This is a genomic window from Collimonas fungivorans Ter331 (assembly GCF_000221045.1).
GTDB classification, from domain to species: Bacteria; Pseudomonadota; Gammaproteobacteria; order Burkholderiales; family Burkholderiaceae_D; genus Collimonas; species Collimonas fungivorans_A.
Window position 1 is genome coordinate 4023176 of record NC_015856.1, and the last position, 20299, is coordinate 4043474.

Genomic DNA, 20299 nt, shown 5'->3' on the forward strand with positions numbered 1-20299 from the left:
TCCTCTTTTTCTATGTGGCGCGGCAGACGATACGGAACCTCTCGGATCACTCGATCACTTGGCTTCCGCTGTATTCCATGCCTTGGCCTGCAGGGCCTTGGCATGATCATCGTACTTGGCATCGATGAGTTTCATCTCATCGTCGGTCACATCTTTAAACTCTTGTTCAATCAAATGACGCGCACGGTCGGCCGATAAAGCCAGGATCGCGCCAAACTCGTCATACGCCAGGGCGGCGAAGGCAGCCAATGTCTTGACTCCAGCCAGTCCCAGCTTGCCGGCGGTAACCCGGTCCATGCCTTCGAAGTTGACCAGGGCATCTTCCATGCCTTCCAGTCCTTCTTCCGAGGCAATCGCTTCTGTCACCAGCGCATCGCGAGCCCGGTTACGCAATTCGTTGACGGTGTCTTCGTCAAACGAATCGATTTCCAGCATTTCGGTAATCGGCACGTAAGCGATTTCTTCCAGGCTGGCAAAACCTTCTTCCACCAGGATGTCGGCGACTTCCTGGTCGACGTCCAGTTTTTCCATGAACAGGGCGCGGATCGCGGCGGTTTCCACCGCCGATTTGTCGGCCGACTCTTCCGCTGTCATGATGTTGATCTGCCAGCCGGTCAGTTCTGCCGCCAGGCGCACGTTCTGGCCGCCGCGGCCGATGGCGATCGCCAGGTTTTCTTCGTCGACCACGACATCCATGGCGTGCTTCTCTTCGTCAACCACGATCGAAGAAACGTTGGCAGGAGCCAGCGCGCCGATGACGAATTGCGCCGGGTCTTCCGACCACAGCACGATGTCGACGCGTTCGCCGCCCAGCTCGCCGGTCACGGCCTGCACGCGCGAACCGCGCATGCCGACGCAGGTGCCGATAGGATCGATGCGCTTGTCGGCGGTGAATACAGCGATCTTGGCGCGCACGCCAGGGTCACGCGCCGCCGACTTGATTTCCAGCGAACCTTGTTCGATTTCCGGCACTTCCAGCTCGAACAGCTTCATGATGAATTCCGGCGCGGTACGCGACAGTATCACTTGCGGGCCGCGTGCATTGCGGTCGATACGCAGGATGAAGGCGCGGACACGGTCGCCGATACGCAGGTTTTCCTTAGGAATCGTCTGGTCGCGCGGCAAGCGCGCTTCGATCTTGCCCGACTCGACGATGGCGTCGCCGCGTTCCATCCGCTTGATGGTGCCTGTGACCAGCGAATCGCCGCGTTCCAGGAAATCAGCCAGGATCTGTTCGCGTTCAGCATCGCGGATCCGCTGCAGCACGACTTGTTTGGTGTCTTGCGCAAAACGGCGGCCGAAATCGACCGATTCGATCGGCTCTTCGATGTGGTCGTCGACTTCGACGTCTTCAATCTGTTCCTTGGCTTCGAACAAGAGGATTTCCTGGTCCGGCAGTTGCAGGCCGGCTTCGTCCGGCACTACGTGCCAGCGGCGGAAGGATTCGAATTCGCCGGTTTCACGATCGATCGTGACGCGGATATCGACGTCGCCCTCGTAGCGTTTTTTGGTTGCCTGTCCAAGCGCGTGTTCGAGCGCACCGAACACGACATCCCGATCGACGTTTTTTTCATGCGCGAGCGCATCGACCAACAATAAAATTTCGCGACTCATGCTTTGCGACTCCTAAAATCCACTTGCGGCACCAAGTGTGCCTTGTCTACGTCAGCGAGCGTGAAATCCAGCAGCGCCGACCCATCTTTTGTTTCAAATTCGATTTTCAAGTTCTCGCCATCCGGTTCACCCAGGACACCCTGGAATGATTTGCGATGCGCGGCGCCTGGCATCGGCACACGCAATTTCACGATGGCTTCCTTGCCGGCAAAACGCACATAGTCCGCCAGTTTCTTCAGCGGCCGGTCCAGGCCCGGCGAGGATACTTCCAGACGTTCGTACACGACGTTTTCGACCGTCAGCACATGCAGCAGTTGATGCGTCACTTTTTCGCAATCTTCTACCGTGATCTGGCCTTGCTCGGCATTTTCAGGCGTGAAGTCGATGTATACGCGCAACACGCCACGCGCCGCCTTTTCGAATTCGACCAGCTCGTAGCCCATGCCTACCACGGTTGTTTCAATTAGCTCCAGCAACTGCAAAGCAACTCCCTATAAATATAACTGCAGGCCCGACAACTACAGGCCTGATGTCTGCACACCTACAAACTAAAAGCAGCTAAAACGAAAAGCAAAAAAAAAATGGGCATCTGCCCATCTTCTTATCGTTTGTCATTTCGAGCAGTTTCACGAGATCGGCTGCGAATCGGCTCTTCGAGCATCCGAGAGATTTAATTCCCCGATTTTCTTTTCTCGTTAATGACTTCTGTTAACTTGTAAATTATAAACGATTAGGCTATGGACCGCAACGTAAGCGAGTGCAGGAAATTTGCATTTATTGACAATCTGCCGTCAACAGACGGTAAATTGATCATTATTGCAACACTCCCCGCCACTTCTTTCAGCCATCCAAAAGCGGCAAATGCCGCCAGGACGAAAACACCAATCAGCCGCGGGGACGGCGGCGCGGCCCGCCTTGCGCGCCGTAATGCCCGCCGCCGGTTTGTCCGCCAGCCGCTTTGTTGGGGCGTGCCGGACGCGCAAAACCGTTACCGCCGCCATTGCGTCGTTGCTGTCCTGCATCAGGGAAGCCCAACGCGGTCTGCAACGGATCCGGCTGCCGGCTGCGCGGCGGCTGACCGCCGCTGCCACCTTGCGGACGGCCCTGGCCGCCACCCGGGCCGCGGCCTTGATTGCCTCGCGGCTGACCGCCAAAGTTGCCGCGCGGCTGGCCGCCAAAACCCTGGTCGCCGCCACGGTAACCACCGCCGCCCGGGCCTTGCGGGGCACTATCCGCGCGATTGCCGTTAGGCTGGCGATCCTTGTTGAAATCGGGACGGCCTTTGCCGCCGCCGGCGCCTTGGCCGGCAGCCGGCTTGTCCAGGCCGTGCGCAGCCAGCATGTCGCGTACTGCGTTTTCATCCAGTTCTTCCCAGCGGCCGCGCTTGAGGCCGCGCGGCAGCGTCATGGCGCCGTAACGGGTACGGATCAGGCGCGACACGGTCAGGCCGATGGCCTCGAACATGCGGCGCACTTCGCGGTTGCGGCCTTCGCCGATCACCACGCGATACCATTTATTGATGCCTTCACCGCCGCCATCGGCAATTTTCGTGAATTGCGCCACGCCGTCTTCCAGCTCGACGCCGGCCAGCAGTTTCTGGCGCATGCCCTGCTCCAGTTCGCCTAAGGTACGCACCGCGTATTCGCGGTCGATGCCGTAGCGCGGGTGCATCAGGCGGTTAGCCAGGTCGCCGGAGGTGGTAAACAGCAGCAAACCTTCGGTGTTGAAGTCCAGCCGTCCGACGGCCAGCCATTTGGCCGCCTTCATGTTCGGCAAACGGTCGAATACCGATGGCCGTCCGTCCGGGTCGTTGTGGCTGACGATTTCGCCGGCCGGCTTGTGGTACACCAGCACTCGCGGCGGACGCTTGCTGACTTTACGCTGCAGCAGCTTGCCGTTGATGCGGACTTGATCGGTTGGCAAGATACGCTGGCCGATATGGGCCGGTTCGCCATTGACCGAAACCCGGCCGGCGATGATCAGCTCTTCCATGTCGCGGCGCGAACCGAGGCCGACATCCGCCAGGACCTTGTGCAATTTTGGTGCATCGTCTTCGGCGGTGAGGTCGCGCCGCACGCTTTTCTGCGCCTGACGGCCGGCGGCATCTTCTGCCGTGACCAGGGTATCGAACGATTCTGAGGTAACAAACGAGAATGCTTCGTCGGCGTCGCCGCCACGGCTTGGCTTGCCGCCACGCGGCCCCTGCCCTGGCTTGCCGTTCTGCGCCAGCGGCTTCTTGCCCTTTGGCTGACGCTCGCGCGAATTGCGTTCGCCGTTGCGGCCAGCGCCGTTATTGCGGTCGCCGCGCTGCTGGCGCGGTTCGCCTGCCGCCGGATCGCCGGCCGGCGCTTGGACTTGCGCAACACTTGGCTGGCCTTCCGTCACGGCGGCGTTGCCCGCTTCAGCAGCGGAACTGGCCGCTGCCGCCGATTCTTGCGCACGCTGGGCGGCGCGATTGCTGCGCAGGGCGCGCGGACCGCGCACGCCGCGCTTGGCAGGCCGTTCCCTGGCTGGCGCCTCCGATATTTCCTGATTTGCAACAACCGGAACAACAACCGCCGGCGCCGCCTCCACCACAAATTCAACCGCAGTACTCGGTTCAACCACGACCTGGACCTTCTTGCGCGGCGCAGCCTTGGGCTTGGCCGGCGTAGCTGTTTCGGCGGCGACAGCTGTTTCAGCCGCGCCGGACTCGGCTGCCGCAACAGCTTTCTTGCGCGGCGCGCGGGCCGGCTTGGCCGGCTCTGCCGCAGCCGCTGCCGGAACAGCGGCGTCCGCCGCAATCGGCGCATCAGCCGCAACCTTGCGCGCTCTAGGCTTTTTAGCTGGCTTCGGGTCAGTGGTGGCAGTCAGGTCGACGACCGGTGCATCATTGGAACTAGGTGGGTTCATTATTCAGGTGTTGGTTATGCCGACCTGGCGTGGCTTCATCATCCGATTCGGACGCGTGGTCGTTGGTGTGGGTTTCATTCGATGCAAGCGATTCTATTTGCGAATGAGCAACTTCCTCATCCTCTGGCGCTGCATTTTCCGTCATGACTGCATCTACGACACTATCTTCTGTAGCTGGTTCTGCTGTCGGCAACTCATCGGTTGCAATATGGTCTTGCTCATCCTGGCTCATTTGTTCGGTCATCTGCTCGGATTGAAGCTCGTCGGCGGCGGCATCTTCCGCTTCCAGCGCCGCGGCAGCGTCGAGCACCGCGCTGGCTTCGATACTCGCTTCCAGCGCCTGCAATTCAAGCAGGTTGCCTTCCTGCATGTCATTCCTGGCAACTTGCTGCAGCGGCGGCAGCTGGTCCAGCGAGGTCAGGCCGAGATCGTCCAGGAACTGCTTGGTGGTGGCAAACAATGCCGGGCGTCCAGGCACGTCGCGATGGCCGATGGCCTCGATCCAGCCGCGCTCTTCAAGCATTTTTACGGTCTGCGAATTGACTGTCACGCCCCGGATTTCCTCGATATCGCCGCGAGTGACCGGCTGGCGGTAAGCGATGATCGCCAGGGTTTCCATGGTCGCCCGCGAATATTTCGGCGGTTTTTCCGGATTCAGCCGCTCCAGGTAGATCTTCATCTCGGGCCGGCTCTGGAAGCGCCATCCGGTCGACAGGGCAACTACCTCGATGCCTTTGTCGACCCAGTCTTCACGCAATTCTTCCAGCATCGATCTGATCGTATCTGCATTGATTTCGCCGTCTTCTTCGCCGCCGGCCATGTACAACTTTTTCAAGTCGTTAAGCGACAGCGGCTCGTGAGCGCAGAGCAATGCAGTTTCGAGGACTTTCTTGGCCTCAATAATATTCATGTACGACGTAGTTTATTTAAATTTTATTAAAAATTCGCAGAGCTCATGTTCAACGGCAGGCCGGGCCTGGTCAAAGAGAAAGCTGTTGATACTGCTGTCCAGCGCCCGTTAGAGGAGGATTAATGAGGGCGGGGACGATAAGACTGGAATAAGACGGGTAACTGCGCCGCTCGTTCTTTCAATTTTGATCTGACCGGCGCCGACGCTGTAACTACGCTACCGGAGCCGATCCTGCTGCCAATCAAAAATGTTGAGAGACAGTTTAGCACAAAGCAGATGGGAAGGCGCACTGATCTTGCGGATGTGGTTATTTGACGATAGCCGGCAAACGGGGAATCGGCCGATCCGCTATCGTCGGCGCCGGCAGCCTGCCGGGCCACCAATGTTCACCAATGCCCACCAAGGTCGCCTGCTGGCAAGAAAGTTGCTTAATTAACTTCCACGATAAGTTGAGTAAGACCAGGGCGACACTACCAGGGGGACATGATAATTCTGATCGGCATGGGCAATCCCGAAAGCGAGCGTGACGCGGTCGACAAAACGCGGGCTTGGCAGGTCGATGCCTTGCGCGGCGAAATAGTCGCCGGCCGAGAACACCAGTTCATATTGGCCGGCCTGCATTTCCTCGCCCTGCAGCAAAGGCGCGTCGACCCGGCCGTCCTGGTTGGTGACGGCGCTATTGAGCAGGTTGCGGCCGGCAGGAGTGACTGCATATAGTGCAATTTTGACACCGGCGCCCGGCTTGCCCTGGGTGATATCCAAAACATGTGTACTTAACTTTCCAAAAGCGTTTCCCATGGCATTTCCCTATATCGATTAGTTGAAAACGAGTATCGATCAAATGATATACCGCAGGGTTCAGGTCAATATACTATCCGGCATATATTAATCATGGCTGCAGCCCACATAATCCAGAACACCAGATCAATACTCCAGGCCAAGCAATGACTATCAATACCGACCCCAATTATCCGCGCGACATGACCGGCTACGGCCGCACGCCGCCGCACCCGCAATGGCCGAACCGGGCCCGGATCGCCCTGCAGTTCGTCCTCAACTATGAAGAAGGCAGCGAAAACTGCGTGCTCGACGGCGACGCCGGCTCGGAAACCTTCCTCTCCGAGATCATCGGCGCCCAGAGTTTCCCGGCGCGCCACATGAGCATGGAATCCATATACGAATACGGTTCGCGCGCCGGCGTCTGGCGTTTGCTGCGCATGTTTGAAGAGCGCCGCCTGCCATTGACCGTGTTCGGTGTTGCGCGGGCGCTACAGCGCAACCCGGAAGCGACCGCCGCCTTCCAGGAACTGGGCCACGAAATCGCCTGCCACGGCCTGCGCTGGATCAGTTACCAGAATATCGACGAAGCGACCGAACGCGCCCATATTGCCGAAGCCGTCGCCGTCATCAGGCAATTGACCGGCAGCGCCCCGCTCGGCTGGTACACCGGCCGCGATTCACCCAATACGCGCCGACTGGTGCTGGAACACGGCGGCTTCAGCTACGACGCCGACCACTACGGCGACGACCTGCCGTTCTGGGAACAGGTCCAGGTCAGTAATGGCACCGGCGAGACCCTGGTCAAGCCGCAGCTGATCGTGCCATACACGCTGGACACCAACGACATGCGCTTCGCCGCCATGCAAGGTTTCAATTCCGGCGCCCAGTTCTTCGATTACCTGAAAGACGCTTTCGACGTGCTGTACCGCGAAGGCGATCCGCACGGCCTGAACCAGCCGAAGATGCTGTCGATCGGCCTGCATTGCCGGCTGGTCGGCCGGCCCGGCCGCGCCGCCGCGCTGGCGCGTTTCCTCGATTATGTGCAGAGCCACGGCCAGGTATGGATCACTCGCCGCATCGACATCGCCGACCATTGGCGGGCGATCCATCCGTTTTCGGCATAACGTTTTTTAACCCGTCGTGGCGGTTCCACGGACCTTGCTTGAACACGGACGCGTGTTATTTCAAATGAATAAAACCAGAGATTTATTTTCCACTTATTTGCGATCTTATAAAAACCAGGAGACAGGGATGTACCCAGCTAAAAACAGATTACGAACACTGCAAGTTGCTGCCGCTCTCGGCGCGGCGGTCGCGCTGCCGGCGATGGCGCAAACTTCGGTGCAGGTCACCGGCCTGGTCGACACCTACGTCGGCTCGATGAAATACAGCGGCGACTCAGGACGCACCAACGTCGTCAACAGCGGCGGCCTGACCACTTCCTGGATCGGCTTCAAGGGCACCGAGGATCTCGGCGGCGGACTCAAGGCGAAGTTCAACCTGACCTCGTTCTTCCGCGCCGACACCGGCCAAGCCGGCCGCTTCGACGGCAATGAAACGCTGTTCTCGCGCGACGCCAATGTCGGCCTGATCGGCGGCTTCGGCGCCATCTCGCTGGGCCGCGACCTGGCGCCGAATTTCCTGCCGTCGATCCTGTTCAACCCGTTCGGCGATTCGTTCCAGCTGTCGCCGCTGATCCTGCACATGGACGTGCCTTGGTTCAATGCCTCCGGCTGGACCAACTCGGTCGCCGGCGATACCGGCTGGAGCAACGAAGTCATCTACACGACGCCAGATTTCGGCGGCCTGAAAGCCAACTTCCACTATCAGTTCGGGGAACAGGCAGGCAATACCGGCAAGAACAATATCGGCGCCAATGTCTTGTATTTCCACGGCCCGCTGGCGCTGACCGCCTACTACCAGCGCGTCAAGGTCAACAATCCGCTGGAACTGTCGCCGGGCAATGTGCAGCCGACCACCAACATCCCATTGCCAAGCGGCATGGTCGCCGCCCGCCAGTCGGCATGGTTCCTCGGCGCCACTTACGACTTCACCGTGGCCAAGCTGTTTGCGACCTACGACCAGACCTCGCATGACATCGACCTGAAAGACAAGACCCTGCAGCTCGGCACCAGCATCCCGCTGGGCCAGGGCGCGGTGCTGGCCTCCTGGGCCAACACCAAGCGTTCCGGCGCCGCGGTGGGCGAATCGCTCAAGCGCAATACGGCATCGCTGGGCTACGACTACAACATGTCGAAGCGCACCGACCTGTATGCGATCTACATGTACGACAAGATCACAGAGCAAACCGTCGGCAACAGCGTTGCCCTGGGCATCCGCCATCGCTTCTGATCGGCAGACAATGCAATAAATAAAGTGATACAGTAGTTGCATCGATGCGCGCCGATCGCTTTGCCGACCGGCGCGCATTTTAACGTTTGGATTCCTATGCCGGCAGATTCCGCCATCAGCAGCGCCGAGTGGCAGGTACGCAAGGACCTGGCTGCCTGCTATCGCCTGTGCGCCCTGAAGCGCTGGGACGACCTGATCTACACCCACATCTCGGCCTCGGTGCCGGACGAACCGGGGCATTTCCTGCTCAATCCGTTCGGCTATCGCTTCGATGAAGTATGCGCATCGAACCTGGTCAAGATCGATGCCCGGGGACAGGTCGTCGGCGCTTCGCCGTACCAGGTCAACGTCAGCGGCTTCGCGATTCACGGCGCAGTCCATGCGGCCAGGCCGGACGCCGTGTGCGTCATGCATCTGCACAATGTCAACGCGGTCGCGGTCAGCACCCTGGCCGACGGCTTGCTGCCGATTTCCCAGCACGCGCTGCGCTTTTATGAACAGATCGCCTATCACGACTACGAGGGCCTGGCGCTGACGCCGACAGAACAGGATCGCATGGTCGAGCGGCTGGGCCAGCTGCCGGCCATGCTGCTGCGCAATCACGGCAGCCTGGTATGCGGCCGCACCGTGGCCGAAGCCTACGTCCTCATGGATACGCTGGACAAAGCTTGCGAAATCCAGCTCAAGGCCAATGCCGGCGGCCGCCGCTTGAACATGCCGGCGCAGGACATTTGCCGCAAGACGCGCGACCAGCTGCTCGGCGACGGCAGCCCTGAAGGCCTGCTGGAATGGCCTGCCCTGCTGCGCCAGCTGGATGCCATGGCGCCCGGCTACCAGCACTGACCATTTTTTACAGAAAGGATTTTTATGCCGACTTTTAACGTACAACTTTTCGAAGGCCGCAGCACCGAGCAAAAACGCGCTTTTGTCAAAGCCATCACCGAAGTCACCTGCCAGACGCTGGACTGCGGGCCGGAATCGGTGGACATCATCATCCAGGAGGTCAAACGCGAAAACTGGGCCACCGCCGGCAAGCTGTGGTCCGACTGAGCTTGTAAAACATCGCTACATGAAAAAAGGAGCCGAAGCTCCTTTTACCGCGGCAGTCAGATACATACGTCAGGCAAACTCGCCGATCTTCTCGACCACCGCATGACGCACCGAACCGCTCACCACAAACGACTGCGCCACCGCGATATCGTTGTGGAACCAGCGGTCGCCTTCCAGGCAAGCCGGGATCTGGCGGCGGATTTCCTGGTACGCCGCTTGCGTGCCTTGGCCCAATACGAAACCAGGCAGCAAATCTTCCGTCATGGTCAAGGCCTGCGCCGCCAGCAGCATCTCGACACCGATGATGTATTGCGTGTTCGCCACTACGGTGGCCGCCTTGCGTGCGCACCAGGTCGAGTTCGAGACGTGGTCTTCGCTGTTGCCCTTGGCCGGGATGCTGTCGACGCTGCCCGGCATGCACAGGGTGCGGTTTTCCATCACCAGCGAACTGAGCGAACATTGCACCACCGGATAGCCGGTATTGACGCCGCGTACGCCGCTCATCAGGTTGCGCGGCAAACCCCACGACAAGGTCGGATCGATCAGGCGCGCCACACGACGTTCGCAGATGCTGCCGAGGTCGGTGATCGCCATGGCCAGCAAGTCCATCGCCTGCGCCAGGTACTGGCCGTGGAAATTGCCGCCGGAGATGATCTCGAAGCCGCCGCCTTCCTTATCGAAGATCAGCGGGTTGTCGGTGGCGGAGTTGATTTCCTTGTCGACAATGTTGTCGATATAGTCAAGGGCATCGAACACCGGGCCGTAGACTTGCGGCGAGCAGCGCAGCGAATACACATCCTGGATACGGGCGGTGTAGGGAATATCGGTGCGGCGCAGTTCTTCCGGAAACTGCACGGCGCGCGCTTCATGCGTGGTGCGGGTCGATCCCGACAGCAGCTTGCGGATGATGGCGGCGGTCTTGATCTGGCCGGCGTGCGGACGCGCTTGCTGGATACGGTGGTCGAACGCCGCCATTTCGGCGCGCATCGCTTCCAGCGTCAGGCCCAGCGATAAACAGGCATCGCTCAGCAGGTTGCGCGCATCGTGGGCCACCAATACCGCCACCGCCAGCGAGGCGGTGCAGCCATTGATCAGGGCCGAGGCGTCCTTCGCCTTCAAGTCAAACTTGACCGGACCGACGCCAGACTTGGTGATCGCCTCAGGCGCACGCATGCGCTGGCCCTGGTACATCACTTCGGCTTCATCGAAACCGGCAATCGCTGCCGCCAGGTAGGACAACGGCGCCAGATCGCCGGAAGCGCCGACCGAACCCTTCTGCGGCATGATCGGATGGATGCCGGCATTGAGGAAAGCGAGCAGGCGATCCACCACTTCCACCCGCGGCGCCGAATAGTTGCTGGCGAAGGCGTTGGCGCGCAACAGCATGGTGGCGCGGCTAACTTCTTCCGAGAACGGTTCGCCGATGCCGGCGCAGTGGGCCTTGATCAACTGGGTCTGGAACAGTTCGATGTGTTCGACCTTGATCCGGGTGTCTTTCAGCAGGCCGACGCCGGTGTTGAAGCTGTACATCATCGGCGCTTCGTCGTGCATCCAGGTCGCTTCGATGTAGTCGCGGCTTTCTTTCAGGGCGGCGCGCGAGGTGTCGGCCAGGGCCACCGGCAGGTGCGGTGCGCGGGCGACGTCGACCACTTGCTGCGCAGTCAGGTTGAAGCCGTCGATGGTGATGGTTTGGGACATGAAAACTCCAGATTTAAATATGGGAGGACGAGCGCGGAAGCCGCTTGAGCATGATTGCTCAATCAGCTTCCGGCTTCCGGGATGAGAATGGGGTACCGCCCGGCTTACTTGGCGCCGGAGGTATACCAGGTGCCGATCAGGGCCCGCTCTTCGTCGGTGATGTGAGTCAGGTTAGCCAGCGGCATCGCCTTCAGTTGCACGGCTTGCTGGTAGACCTTGTCGGCATGCTGCCGGATCTGGTCTGCAGTCTGCAGCATCACGCCGGCCGGCGCCGTGGCAAAACCCGGCTGGGTCGGCTGCGCCGAATGGCAGGTGGCGCAACGCTGGCCGATGATTTCCTGGATATGCGCCATGTCGGCGCTCGGCGCCGCAACTGCTGCGGGAGCGCCGGCCACGGCAGCCTCTGCCTTGGCCACAGGCGCCACCGGCGGCACCGGACGCGGTGCAATGGCGATCGCTACCGCCAGCAGCAAGGCCACGCCGGCAATCGGATAACCGAACGACACGCGGCCGGCATGGCGCAGGTTGAAGAAGTGGCGGATCAGGGCGCCGGCGGCAATGATCGCAGCCAGGATCAGCCAGTTGTACGGATGGCTGTAGGTCATGCCGTAGTGGTTGCTGATCATGATGAACAGCACCGGCAGCGTGAAGTAGTTGTTGTGCACGCTGCGCTGTTTGGCTTTCTTGCCGTAGATGGGATCCGGCGATTTGCCGACGCGCATCGCTTCCACCAGCTTGCGCTGGCCCGGGATGATCACCATCAGCACGTTACCCACCATCATGGTGCCGATCATGGCGCCGACATGGATATAGGCAGCGCGGCCGCTCAGCAAGTGCGACAGCACATAGGCGGCGGCCACGATGAACAGGTACATGACGATGCCGAGCAGGCCTTCGCGCTTGCCCAGCGGCGAGCGGCACAGCAGATCGTATACGGTCCAGCCGATCACCAGTGTGCCGAGGCCGACGCCGATCGCCTGCCAGGTGCTGAGGTCAGCCACATCCTTGTTGATCATCATCGCCGACGCATTGAAGTAATAGACGATGAACAGCATGGCGAAGCCCGACAGCCAGGTGGCGTAGGCTTCCCATTTGAACCAGTGCAGCTCTTCCGGCAGCTCGGCCGGCGCCACCAGGTATTTTTGCGGATTGTAGAAGCCACCGCCATGGACCGCCCACAATTCTCCGGACACGCCTTTCTTGGCCAGGTCGGAGCCGGCTTTCGGCGGCCGGATCGAATTGTCCAGCCAGACGAAATAGAAGGACGCGCCGATCCAGGCGATGCCCGTGATCAGGTGCAGCCAGCGGACCAGCAGGTTGAGCCATTCGACCCCGTACGAAACTAACAATGCATCCATGTCTTCCCCAACGATTATTACTCGTCTGCCACCGCGGGCTCTGCAAACGATAGAGGTTATTTCGCTTTATATTTGAACCGATAACTGCGTTGCTTCGCCTTGCCGTGCTACAGCACTGTCTGCGGCTTTGCGCCTTGTTCTCGCTTCAAATAAAAACCGAAATATTTACCTCCAACACGGCCGCGAACTTTTATAACGCCTATCTCAGCTCCGCTACGACCAACATGATCGGATAAGCAAGATACCTGCCTGCCCAGCCTTCATTATTCCCCTGCCTGCGCTCTCAAATTAAAAGCGTGCCAGATTCACGCAAGATAAACGTATTGCGCCATCAAAACATGGATTTTCAGATATATTTGACATACTCATATCCATATAACAAAATGAACTCTGATAATACCTAAAAATAGTAGGAGACAACATGGCCAAGCTGCCGGACCACCTGGATATCCACCTGATACGTATCCTGTATCTGCTGCTGTGCGAAAAGAACGTCTCGCGCGTCGCCCTCAAGCTGAACCAGCCGCAACCGTCGATCTCGGCCTCGCTGCGCAAATTGCGCGAACTGACCGGCGACCCCCTGCTGGTGCGTGGCGCGCGCGGCATGGTGCCGACCCAGCACGGCGAAAGCCTGCTGAAGCCGGCCAAGCGCATCCTGGAAGAAACCGAGCGGCTGTTTGTGCAAAAAACCGCCTTCGTGCCCCAGGCTGAAGCACGCACCTTCCACATCGCCGCGCCAGATTACATGAATACGCCGTTCTTCCTGGAAGTGGTGGCGCGCCTGCGCCGCGAATCGCCCAAGAGCCGCATCGTGATCCACGCCTTGGGGCCGGAAACCGACTACGTCCGCCTGCTGTCCGACGGCGACCTCGACCTGGTCATCGCCAACTGGGACGAGCCGCCGCCGCACCTGCACCTGTCCAAGCTGTTCGACGATCCCATCGTCTGCCTGATGCGCGCCGACAGCGCCTACGCCAAGCGCACCGCGCCGGACCAGATGACGGTAGAAGACTACCTGTCGCTGCCGCACGTGGCGCCATGGCAGGTGCTGCCCGGCTATCACGGCATCATCGATTCTTTCCTCGATAGCCAGAACCTGAACCGCAACGTGGTGGTCGAATCGGCCTATTTCGGCATGCTGCCCTACATGGTGGCGCAAACCGACCTGGTGCTGACCACCGGCCGCCAGTTCGCCCTTTTTTATGAAAAGACGCTGGCGCTGAAAAGCTTCACCCTGCCGATCAAGTTCCCGCCCATGCGTTTTTACCAGCTCTGGCATGAGCGCGTGCATCAGGCGACCGAACACAAATGGCTGCGCGAGCAGATCGGCATTGCCGCCAAGGCAATGCTTGCCAAGTAAACCTCATATATCCAAATACATAAATCAACTATCAGCCAGTATATATATCGTGAGGGGCTGGGCAAAGTAGTATCGGACAGCACAAGCCCTGCCCATGCGGCAGGAGATTTGTGAGGCTGTTGCGCATCGGTCCGGCCGGGCAGGAAGTAAAAAGGCCGGATCGATGTTGCCGCAAGCACTAAAATAACTGCACCCAGGAGACACACGATGAACAGCAGCACAGATCCGGTAGATGAAAAACTCCCCGTAGGAAAACTCGCTGCGCTCGGCATGCAGCACGTGCTGGTGATGTATGCCGGCGCAATCGCCGTGCCGCTGATCATCGGCGGCGCCCTCAACCTGGCCAAAAGCGATATCGCCTTCCTGATCAGCGCCGACCTGTTCTGCTGCGGCCTGGTGACCCTGATCCAGAGCCTGGGCTTCTGGAAATTCGGCATCAGGATGCCGGTGATGATGGGCGTCACCTTCGCCGCCGTCGGTCCAATGGTGGCGATGGCCGGCAACCCGCAGCTGACGATTGTCCATATCTACGGCGCGGTGATTGTCTCCGGCATATTCTGCGTCTTTGCCGCGCCCTACATGAGCCGCCTGATGCGCTTCTTCCCGCCGGTGGTGACTGGCACCGTGATCAGCGTCATCGGCATTTCGCTGATGGGCGTAGGGATCAACTGGGCGGCCGGCGGCCAGCCCGTGATCGGCACCCTGGTCGACGGCGTCTTCACCAAGATTCCCAATCCCGACTACGGCTCGCCGACCAGCCTTGGCATCGCGCTGGTGGTGCTGATTTCGATTTTGCTGATCACCAAGTACGTCAAGGGTTTTATCGCCAACATCTCGGTGCTGAGCGGCATGATCATCGGCTTCATCATCGCCATGGGGATGGGCAAGATCAGTTTCTACGGCCTCGGCAACGCCGAATGGTTCGCCTTTATCCGGCCCTTCCATTACGGCTGGCCGAAATTCGACATCGGCTCCATCCTCAGCATGTGCCTGGTCATGATCGTGACCATGATCGAATCGACCGGCATGTTCATCGCCCTCGGTGAAATCGTCGGCAAGAAAATCGACGACAAGACCCTGGCGCGCGGCTTGCGCGTCGACGGCCTGGGCAGCGTGATCGGCGGCATCTTCAATACCTTCCCCTATACCTCGTTTTCGCAGAACGTCGGCCTGGTCGGCGTCACCGGCGTACGCAGCCGCTATGTCTGCGCCGCAGCCGGCGTGATCCTGATGCTGTTCGGCCTGTTCCCCAAAATGGCGCACGTGGCTGCCTCGATTCCCCAGTTCGTGCTGGGCGGCGCCGGCATCGTCATGTTCGGCATGGTGGCGGCGACCGGCATCAAGATCCTGTCGAAGGTCGATTTCCAGCACAACCGCAATAACCTGTTCATCGTCGCCGTCAGCTTCGGCGCCGGCATGATCCCTATCGTGGCGCCGACCTTTTTCGACAAGATGCCGGTATTCCTGTCGACCATCCTGCATAGCGGCATCTTGCTGGCGTCCAGCATGGCGGTCTTGCTGAACCTGTTTTTCAACGGCAAGGGGTCCAGCGAAGACAGCCGCTCGCACGCGCTGGCGGCGGCGCAAAGCTCCGATCACTAAGCCGTTTTGCAGTAAATTGAAGTAAGGTGGGTCCAACCCGTATTTGAAATGGCAGCGATTTAACCGAGGAAGAAGCGGGTCGGACCCGCCGATGATACAAATGACAACTTTAGAACAATTGAACAACAGCGATGTAACGGCATTCGTGGCGACGCTGCACGGCATCTACGAGCACTCGCCGTGGATTCCCGAACGCGCCGCCGCGCAGCGGCCGTTCGCCAACATCACCGCCTTCAAACTGGCGATGCAGGCGGTGGTCAGCTCGGCCACCAGGGAAGAACAGCTGGGCCTGATCCGCGCCCACCCGGAGCTGGCCGGCAAGGCCGCCATTTCCGGCGAACTGACCGCCGAATCGACCGGAGAACAGGCCAAGGCCGGGCTCAATAATTGCAGCCCGGAAGAATTCGCCACGCTGCAAAAACTCAACGCCGACTACAACAAGAAATTCGGCTTTCCGTTCATCCTCGCGGTCAAAGGCGCCGACGGCCAGGGCCTGTCGCGCCAGGCCATCATCGCCACTTTCAGCCGGCGCCTGAAAAACCAGTTCGACGACGAGCTGGGAGAAGCGCTGCGCCAGATCGGCCGCATCGCCGAAATGCGCAGCAACGACCTGCTCGGTTATGCGCCGCAGCTGGGCCAGACCATCATGCAATGGGCCGAGCAGATCGGCGCCTGGAGCGATGACGACAGCGGCCTCACCTGCGCCTACATGACCGACGCCCACCGCCGCACCGCCGCGCAGATTGCCGGCTGGATGCGCGAAGCCGGCATGCAGGCCGAGACCGATGCAGCCGGCAACGTGGTCGGCCGCTACCTGTCGGACAATCCGGCCGCCAAGACCTTGATGACCGGTTCGCATTACGACACCGTGCGCAACGGCGGCAAGTACGACGGCCGCGAAGGCATCCTGCTGCCGATCGCCATCGTCAAGCACTTGCACGAGCGCGGCGAAAAGCTGCCTTTCCATTTCGAAATCGTCGCTTTCTCGGAAGAGGAAGGCGTGCGTTTCAAGAGCACTTTCCTCGGCAGCAACGCCATCATCGGCCAGTTCAACCTGGAGTTGCTGAACACGCTCGACCGCGACGGCGTCAGCATGCGCGACGCCCTGCTGCAAGCCGGCCACGATCCGGCGGCGATTCCCGCCATCGCCCGCAATCCGGCCGATTTGCTGGGTTACGTCGAAGTCCACATCGAACAAGGGCCGGTGCTGCTGCAGCGCGACCTGCCGGTCGGCATCGTCACTTCGATCGCCGGCAGCTGCCGCTACATGGTGCAGCTGAAAGGCGTCGCCAGCCATTCCGGCACCACGCCGATGCCGATGCGCAAGGACGCCGCCGCCGCCGCCGCCGAAATCCTGCTGTACGTGGAACAGCGCTGCGCCCAGGACCAGCAGGCATCGCTGGTGGGCACCGTCGGCCAGCTGCAGGTACCTAACGGTTCCACCAACGTGATTCCCGGCGCCTGCGTATTCTCGCTGGATATCCGCGCCGCCGACGACGCTATCCGCGACGCTGCCGTGGAAGACGTGCTGCGCCATATCGAAACGGTATGCGAACGCCGCTGCATCGAAGCCAATGTCGAGAAGATGGTGTCGGCGCCCGCCGCACCGTGCGCTTCGTGGCTGATGGACCAGTTGTCCGCGGCCACCGAACGCGCCGGGGTCAAGCCGTTCAAGCTCGCTTCCGGCGCCGGTCATGACGCCATGACCATCGCTAAAATAACCGACGTCGCCATGCTGTTTACGCGTTGCGGCAACGGCGGCATCAGCCACAACCCATTGGAAACAATGACTGCGGACGATGCCGAAGTATCGGCGCAAATCTTGCTGGATTTCCTACGCCGCTTTACACCCAAGCCTTGAACCAGCGCATCTGGATCTAACCGGATCTAATTGGATCAAACGCAATGTCTAAAACCTTACTGATAAAAAATGCGCGCGTGGTCGTCACCATGGACGAAACGCGCCGCGAAATAAACGGCGGCGCAGTCTTCATCCGCGACAACGTGATCGAACAGGTCGGCAGCAGCGCCGACCTTCCGCAGACCGCCGACGAAGTCATCGACGCCGGCAATCACGTCGTCATCCCGGGCCTGGTGAATACCCATCACCATATGTACCAGAGCCTGACGCGCGTGATCCCGGCGGCGCAGAACGGCGAGCTGTTCAACTGGCTGACCAACCTGTATCCGATCTGGGCCAACCTGACGCCGGAGATGATCCAGGTCTCGACCCTGACCGCGATGGCGGAACTGATCATGTCCGGCTGCACCACCAGCAGCGATCACCTGTACATCTATCCCAACGGCTGCAAGCTCGACGACAGCATCGAAGCGGCGCAGCAGATCGGCATGCGTTTCCACGCCGCCCGCGGCTCGATGAGCGTCGGCCAGTCGAAAGGCGGCCTGCCGCCGGACCGTGTGGTGGAAGATGAAAAATCCATCCTGCAAGATACGCAGCGCCTGATCGAGACCTACCACGACAGCAGCCGCCATGCGATGCAGCGCATCGTGGTGGCGCCCTGCTCGCCGTTTTCGGTGTCGCGCGACCTGATGCGCGAATCGGCCGTGATGGCGCGCCATCACGGCGTCTCGCTGCATACCCACCTGGCGGAAAACGTCAACGACATCGCCTACAGCCGCGAGAAATTCAACATGACGCCAGCCGAGTACGCGCAAGACTGCGGCTGGGTCGGCCATGACGTCTGGCATGCGCATTGCGTCCAGCTCGACGATGAAGGCATCTACATGTTCGCCCGCACCGGCACCGGCATCGCCCACTGCCCCTGCTCCAACATGCGGCTGGCCTCCGGCATCGCGCCGATCCGCAAGATGGTCGACGCCGGGGTGCCGGTCGGCATCGGTGTCGACGGCTCTGCCTCTAACGACGGCGCCCATATGCTGGGCGAAGTACGGCAAGCGATGCTACTGCAGCGGGTCGGTTTCGGTCCGGACGCCATGACCGCGCGCCAGGCGCTGGAACTGGCGACGCTGGGCGGCGCCAAGGTGCTCAACCGCGACGATATCGGCGCCCTGAAGCCAGGCATGTCGGCCGACCTGGTGCTGTTCGATCTGAACAAAGTCGGGTTTGCCGGCGGCTGGCACGATCCGGTGGCGGCGCTGGTGTTCTGCACGCCGGCCGATGTCGCCTACAGCATCATCAACGGCCGGGTGGTGGTGCGCAACGGCCAGTTCACTACTGTCGATCTGGGCAATGTACTGGAGCGCCACAACAAGCTGGCGCTATCGCTGGCTGAAGCCGCGCGCTGAGACGCGTTTTCGGAAACAATGGCCGCCGGCGCAATGCGGCGGCCATTGTTCCATCTGGGACGGTTATTCAGGCGCCGACCAGGCCCTGGCCGCAAACACGAATGGTTTCGCCGCTGATGCCGCAGGCGCCAGGGGTGCACAGGAAGGTGATCAGCTCCGCCACATCGCGCGGCTGGCCGCCCTGTTTCACGGAGTTCAGGCGGCGGCCGATCTCGCGCGCCATGAACGGCATGTCCCGCGTCATCGCGGTTTCGATAAAACCGGGCGCCACGGCGTTGACGCAGATGCCGCGCCCGGCGAGCAGCGGCGCCTGCGCCGCGACATAGCCGATCAGCGCGGCTTTTGTCAGCGCATAGTTGGTCTGTCCGAAATTGCCGGCTACGCCGCTGATGGACGACAGGTAAACCAGCCGGGCCTGGTCGCGCAGGATATTTTCCGACAGCAGCATGCGGTCGATTGCCGCCATGGCGGAGAAATTGATGTCCACTACCTGGTCCCAGGACTGCTCTTTCATGTTGGCCAGAGTCTTGTCGCGCGTAATGCCGGCGTTGTGCACCAGGATATCCAGGCGGCCGAACCGTTCCTTGAAAAAATCCATCAGCTGGCGCGGCGCATCCGGGCTGGCGATGTTCAGCAGCAGCGGTATCGCGCCGATCGCCCTGCAAGTCTCATGCAAGGCCGCGCTGGCCGCCGGGATATCCAGGCAGATCACTTGCACGCCTTCTTGCGCCAGCCGCTCCGCGGTCGCCCGGCCGATGCCGCGTGCGCTGCCCGTCACCAGCGCCACCTTGGCCTTGAGCGCTCCGTGGTAAACCAGCGACGCCGGTGCAGCCACCTGGGAAGTGACATGCAGCGCTTGTCCGGTCACATACGTTGTCTGCACGCCGCAAAAAAAATGCACAACGCCCACCAGGCGATCGATCGCATCGCTGGCGACATAGGCGAGGTTGACAGTGGCGCCGCGCGGTCCCAGTTCCTTGGCCAGCGAGCGGCTGAATCCTTCGATGCCGCGCGCCGTTGCCGCCGCGATCGGGTCGCCGCTCGCCGCAGGCAAAGCTGCCACCATCAGCACCCTGGCGTTGCGCGCTATCGAGCGCATCAGCGGATGGAAAAAATCGTAGAGCGCACGATAGTCGGACGGATTGGTGCAGCCGGTGGCGTCCATGATCAGGATGTCGGGGCCGCCATCGGCGCTTTCCAGCGGCACGGCGCCAGCATCGCGCGCGATCTGCCGCAGGCGCTCCATGGCATAGCCGTTCTGCGAACCGCCCAGCAGGATTTTTTTCCCCGTCAACGGCTGCTCTGCATAAGGCCCTTCGCTGCGCGCCAGTTCAACCGGCGCCGGCAATCCCAACAGCTTGACGACACCGGCGCCGAAGCGGCTGCCGGACAATTTGATTAACAGGTCGGACATGG

Annotated in this window: 16 protein-coding genes; 8 read left to right on the plus strand and 8 right to left on the minus strand. The window is 60.7% G+C overall.

The genetic code is table 11. The annotated features are described in order from the left end of the window. Nucleotides 1-54 precede the first annotated feature (54 nt). The 5 genes from nusA to uraH all read right to left on the minus strand — a co-directional run bounded on the left by nusA (nt 55) and on the right by uraH (nt 6214). Nucleotides 55-1614 (minus strand): transcription termination factor NusA, encoded by a 1560-nt coding sequence (gene nusA / locus CFU_RS17910; RefSeq protein WP_014007420.1) that lies wholly within the window; start codon nt 1612-1614, stop codon nt 55-57. Beyond that, nucleotides 1611-2096, minus strand: a complete 486-nt coding sequence (gene rimP / locus CFU_RS17915; protein WP_014007421.1) for a ribosome maturation factor RimP — start codon at nt 2094-2096, stop codon at nt 1611-1613. Before rimP ends, nusA begins: the two co-directional genes overlap by 4 nt. A 403-nt stretch (nt 2097-2499) precedes the next feature. Then, a complete protein-coding gene (gene rluB, locus CFU_RS17920) occupies nt 2500-4506 on the minus strand; it encodes a 23S rRNA pseudouridine(2605) synthase RluB (RefSeq protein ID WP_014007422.1) in 2007 nt (668 codons plus the stop codon). Beyond that, nucleotides 4493-5416, minus strand: coding sequence for an SMC-Scp complex subunit ScpB (gene scpB, locus CFU_RS17925; protein WP_014007423.1), 924 nt, complete (start codon nt 5414-5416; stop codon nt 4493-4495). The genes rluB and scpB overlap by 14 nt, the downstream gene beginning before the upstream one ends. Before the next feature lie 432 nt (nt 5417-5848). After that, nucleotides 5849-6214: a hydroxyisourate hydrolase gene (uraH, locus tag CFU_RS17930; protein ID WP_014007424.1), complete on the minus strand. Its 366-nt coding sequence runs from the start codon at nt 6212-6214 to the stop codon at nt 5849-5851. A gap of 146 nt (nt 6215-6360) precedes the next feature. Between uraH and puuE the strand changes: the two genes are divergently transcribed. The 4 genes from puuE (at nt 6361) to CFU_RS17950 (ending at nt 9598) form a co-directional block, all read left to right on the plus strand. Continuing rightward, nucleotides 6361-7320: an allantoinase PuuE gene (gene puuE / locus CFU_RS17935; RefSeq protein ID WP_014007425.1), complete on the plus strand. Its 960-nt coding sequence runs from the start codon at nt 6361-6363 to the stop codon at nt 7318-7320. A 127-nt stretch (nt 7321-7447) separates the two neighbouring features. Beyond that, complete coding sequence (locus tag CFU_RS17940) at nt 7448-8548, plus strand: porin (RefSeq protein WP_041742327.1); 1101 nt, start codon at nt 7448-7450, stop codon at nt 8546-8548. Between the two features lie 96 nt (nt 8549-8644). Continuing rightward, nucleotides 8645-9391, plus strand: a complete 747-nt coding sequence (locus CFU_RS17945) for a class II aldolase/adducin family protein (protein ID WP_041742329.1) — start codon at nt 8645-8647, stop codon at nt 9389-9391. Nucleotides 9392-9415: 24 nt separating this feature from the next. Then, nucleotides 9416-9598, plus strand: coding sequence for a 4-oxalocrotonate tautomerase (locus CFU_RS17950; RefSeq protein WP_014007428.1), 183 nt, complete (start codon nt 9416-9418; stop codon nt 9596-9598). Between the two features lie 69 nt (nt 9599-9667). Here the strand turns inward: CFU_RS17950 and CFU_RS17955 are convergent, their stop codons facing one another. Together CFU_RS17955 and CFU_RS17960 are read right to left on the minus strand one after the other, a co-directional pair. Beyond that, nucleotides 9668-11296 (minus strand): HAL/PAL/TAL family ammonia-lyase, encoded by a 1629-nt coding sequence (locus CFU_RS17955; RefSeq protein ID WP_014007429.1) that lies wholly within the window; start codon nt 11294-11296, stop codon nt 9668-9670. A gap of 104 nt (nt 11297-11400) precedes the next feature. Next, nucleotides 11401-12654 carry a urate hydroxylase PuuD gene (locus CFU_RS17960; RefSeq protein WP_014007430.1) on the minus strand — a complete coding sequence of 418 codons (1254 nt, stop codon included), beginning with the start codon at nt 12652-12654 and terminating at the stop codon, nt 11401-11403. A 421-nt stretch (nt 12655-13075) separates the two neighbouring features. Here CFU_RS17960 and CFU_RS17965 point away from each other — a divergent pair, with 421 nt between their 5' ends. From CFU_RS17965 to CFU_RS17980, 4 genes are all read left to right on the plus strand, one after another. Beyond that, nucleotides 13076-14014, plus strand: coding sequence for a LysR substrate-binding domain-containing protein (locus tag CFU_RS17965; RefSeq protein ID WP_014007431.1), 939 nt, complete (start codon nt 13076-13078; stop codon nt 14012-14014). A gap of 207 nt (nt 14015-14221) precedes the next feature. After that, on the plus strand, nt 14222-15616 hold the full coding sequence (locus tag CFU_RS17970; protein WP_014007432.1) for a nucleobase:cation symporter-2 family protein: 1395 nt from the start codon (nt 14222-14224) through the stop codon (nt 15614-15616). 100 nt (nt 15617-15716) lie between these two features. Beyond that, complete coding sequence (locus tag CFU_RS17975; RefSeq protein WP_041742330.1) at nt 15717-17477, plus strand: allantoate amidohydrolase; 1761 nt, start codon at nt 15717-15719, stop codon at nt 17475-17477. Nucleotides 17478-17521: 44 nt separating this feature from the next. Then, a complete protein-coding gene (locus CFU_RS17980; RefSeq protein ID WP_014007434.1) occupies nt 17522-18883 on the plus strand; it encodes an 8-oxoguanine deaminase in 1362 nt (453 codons plus the stop codon). A 67-nt stretch (nt 18884-18950) separates the two neighbouring features. Here CFU_RS17980 and CFU_RS17985 read toward each other — a convergent pair whose 3' ends face one another. Next, complete coding sequence (locus tag CFU_RS17985; RefSeq protein WP_041742331.1) at nt 18951-20297, minus strand: 3-oxoacyl-ACP reductase; 1347 nt, start codon at nt 20295-20297, stop codon at nt 18951-18953. Nucleotides 20298-20299 lie beyond the last annotated feature (2 nt).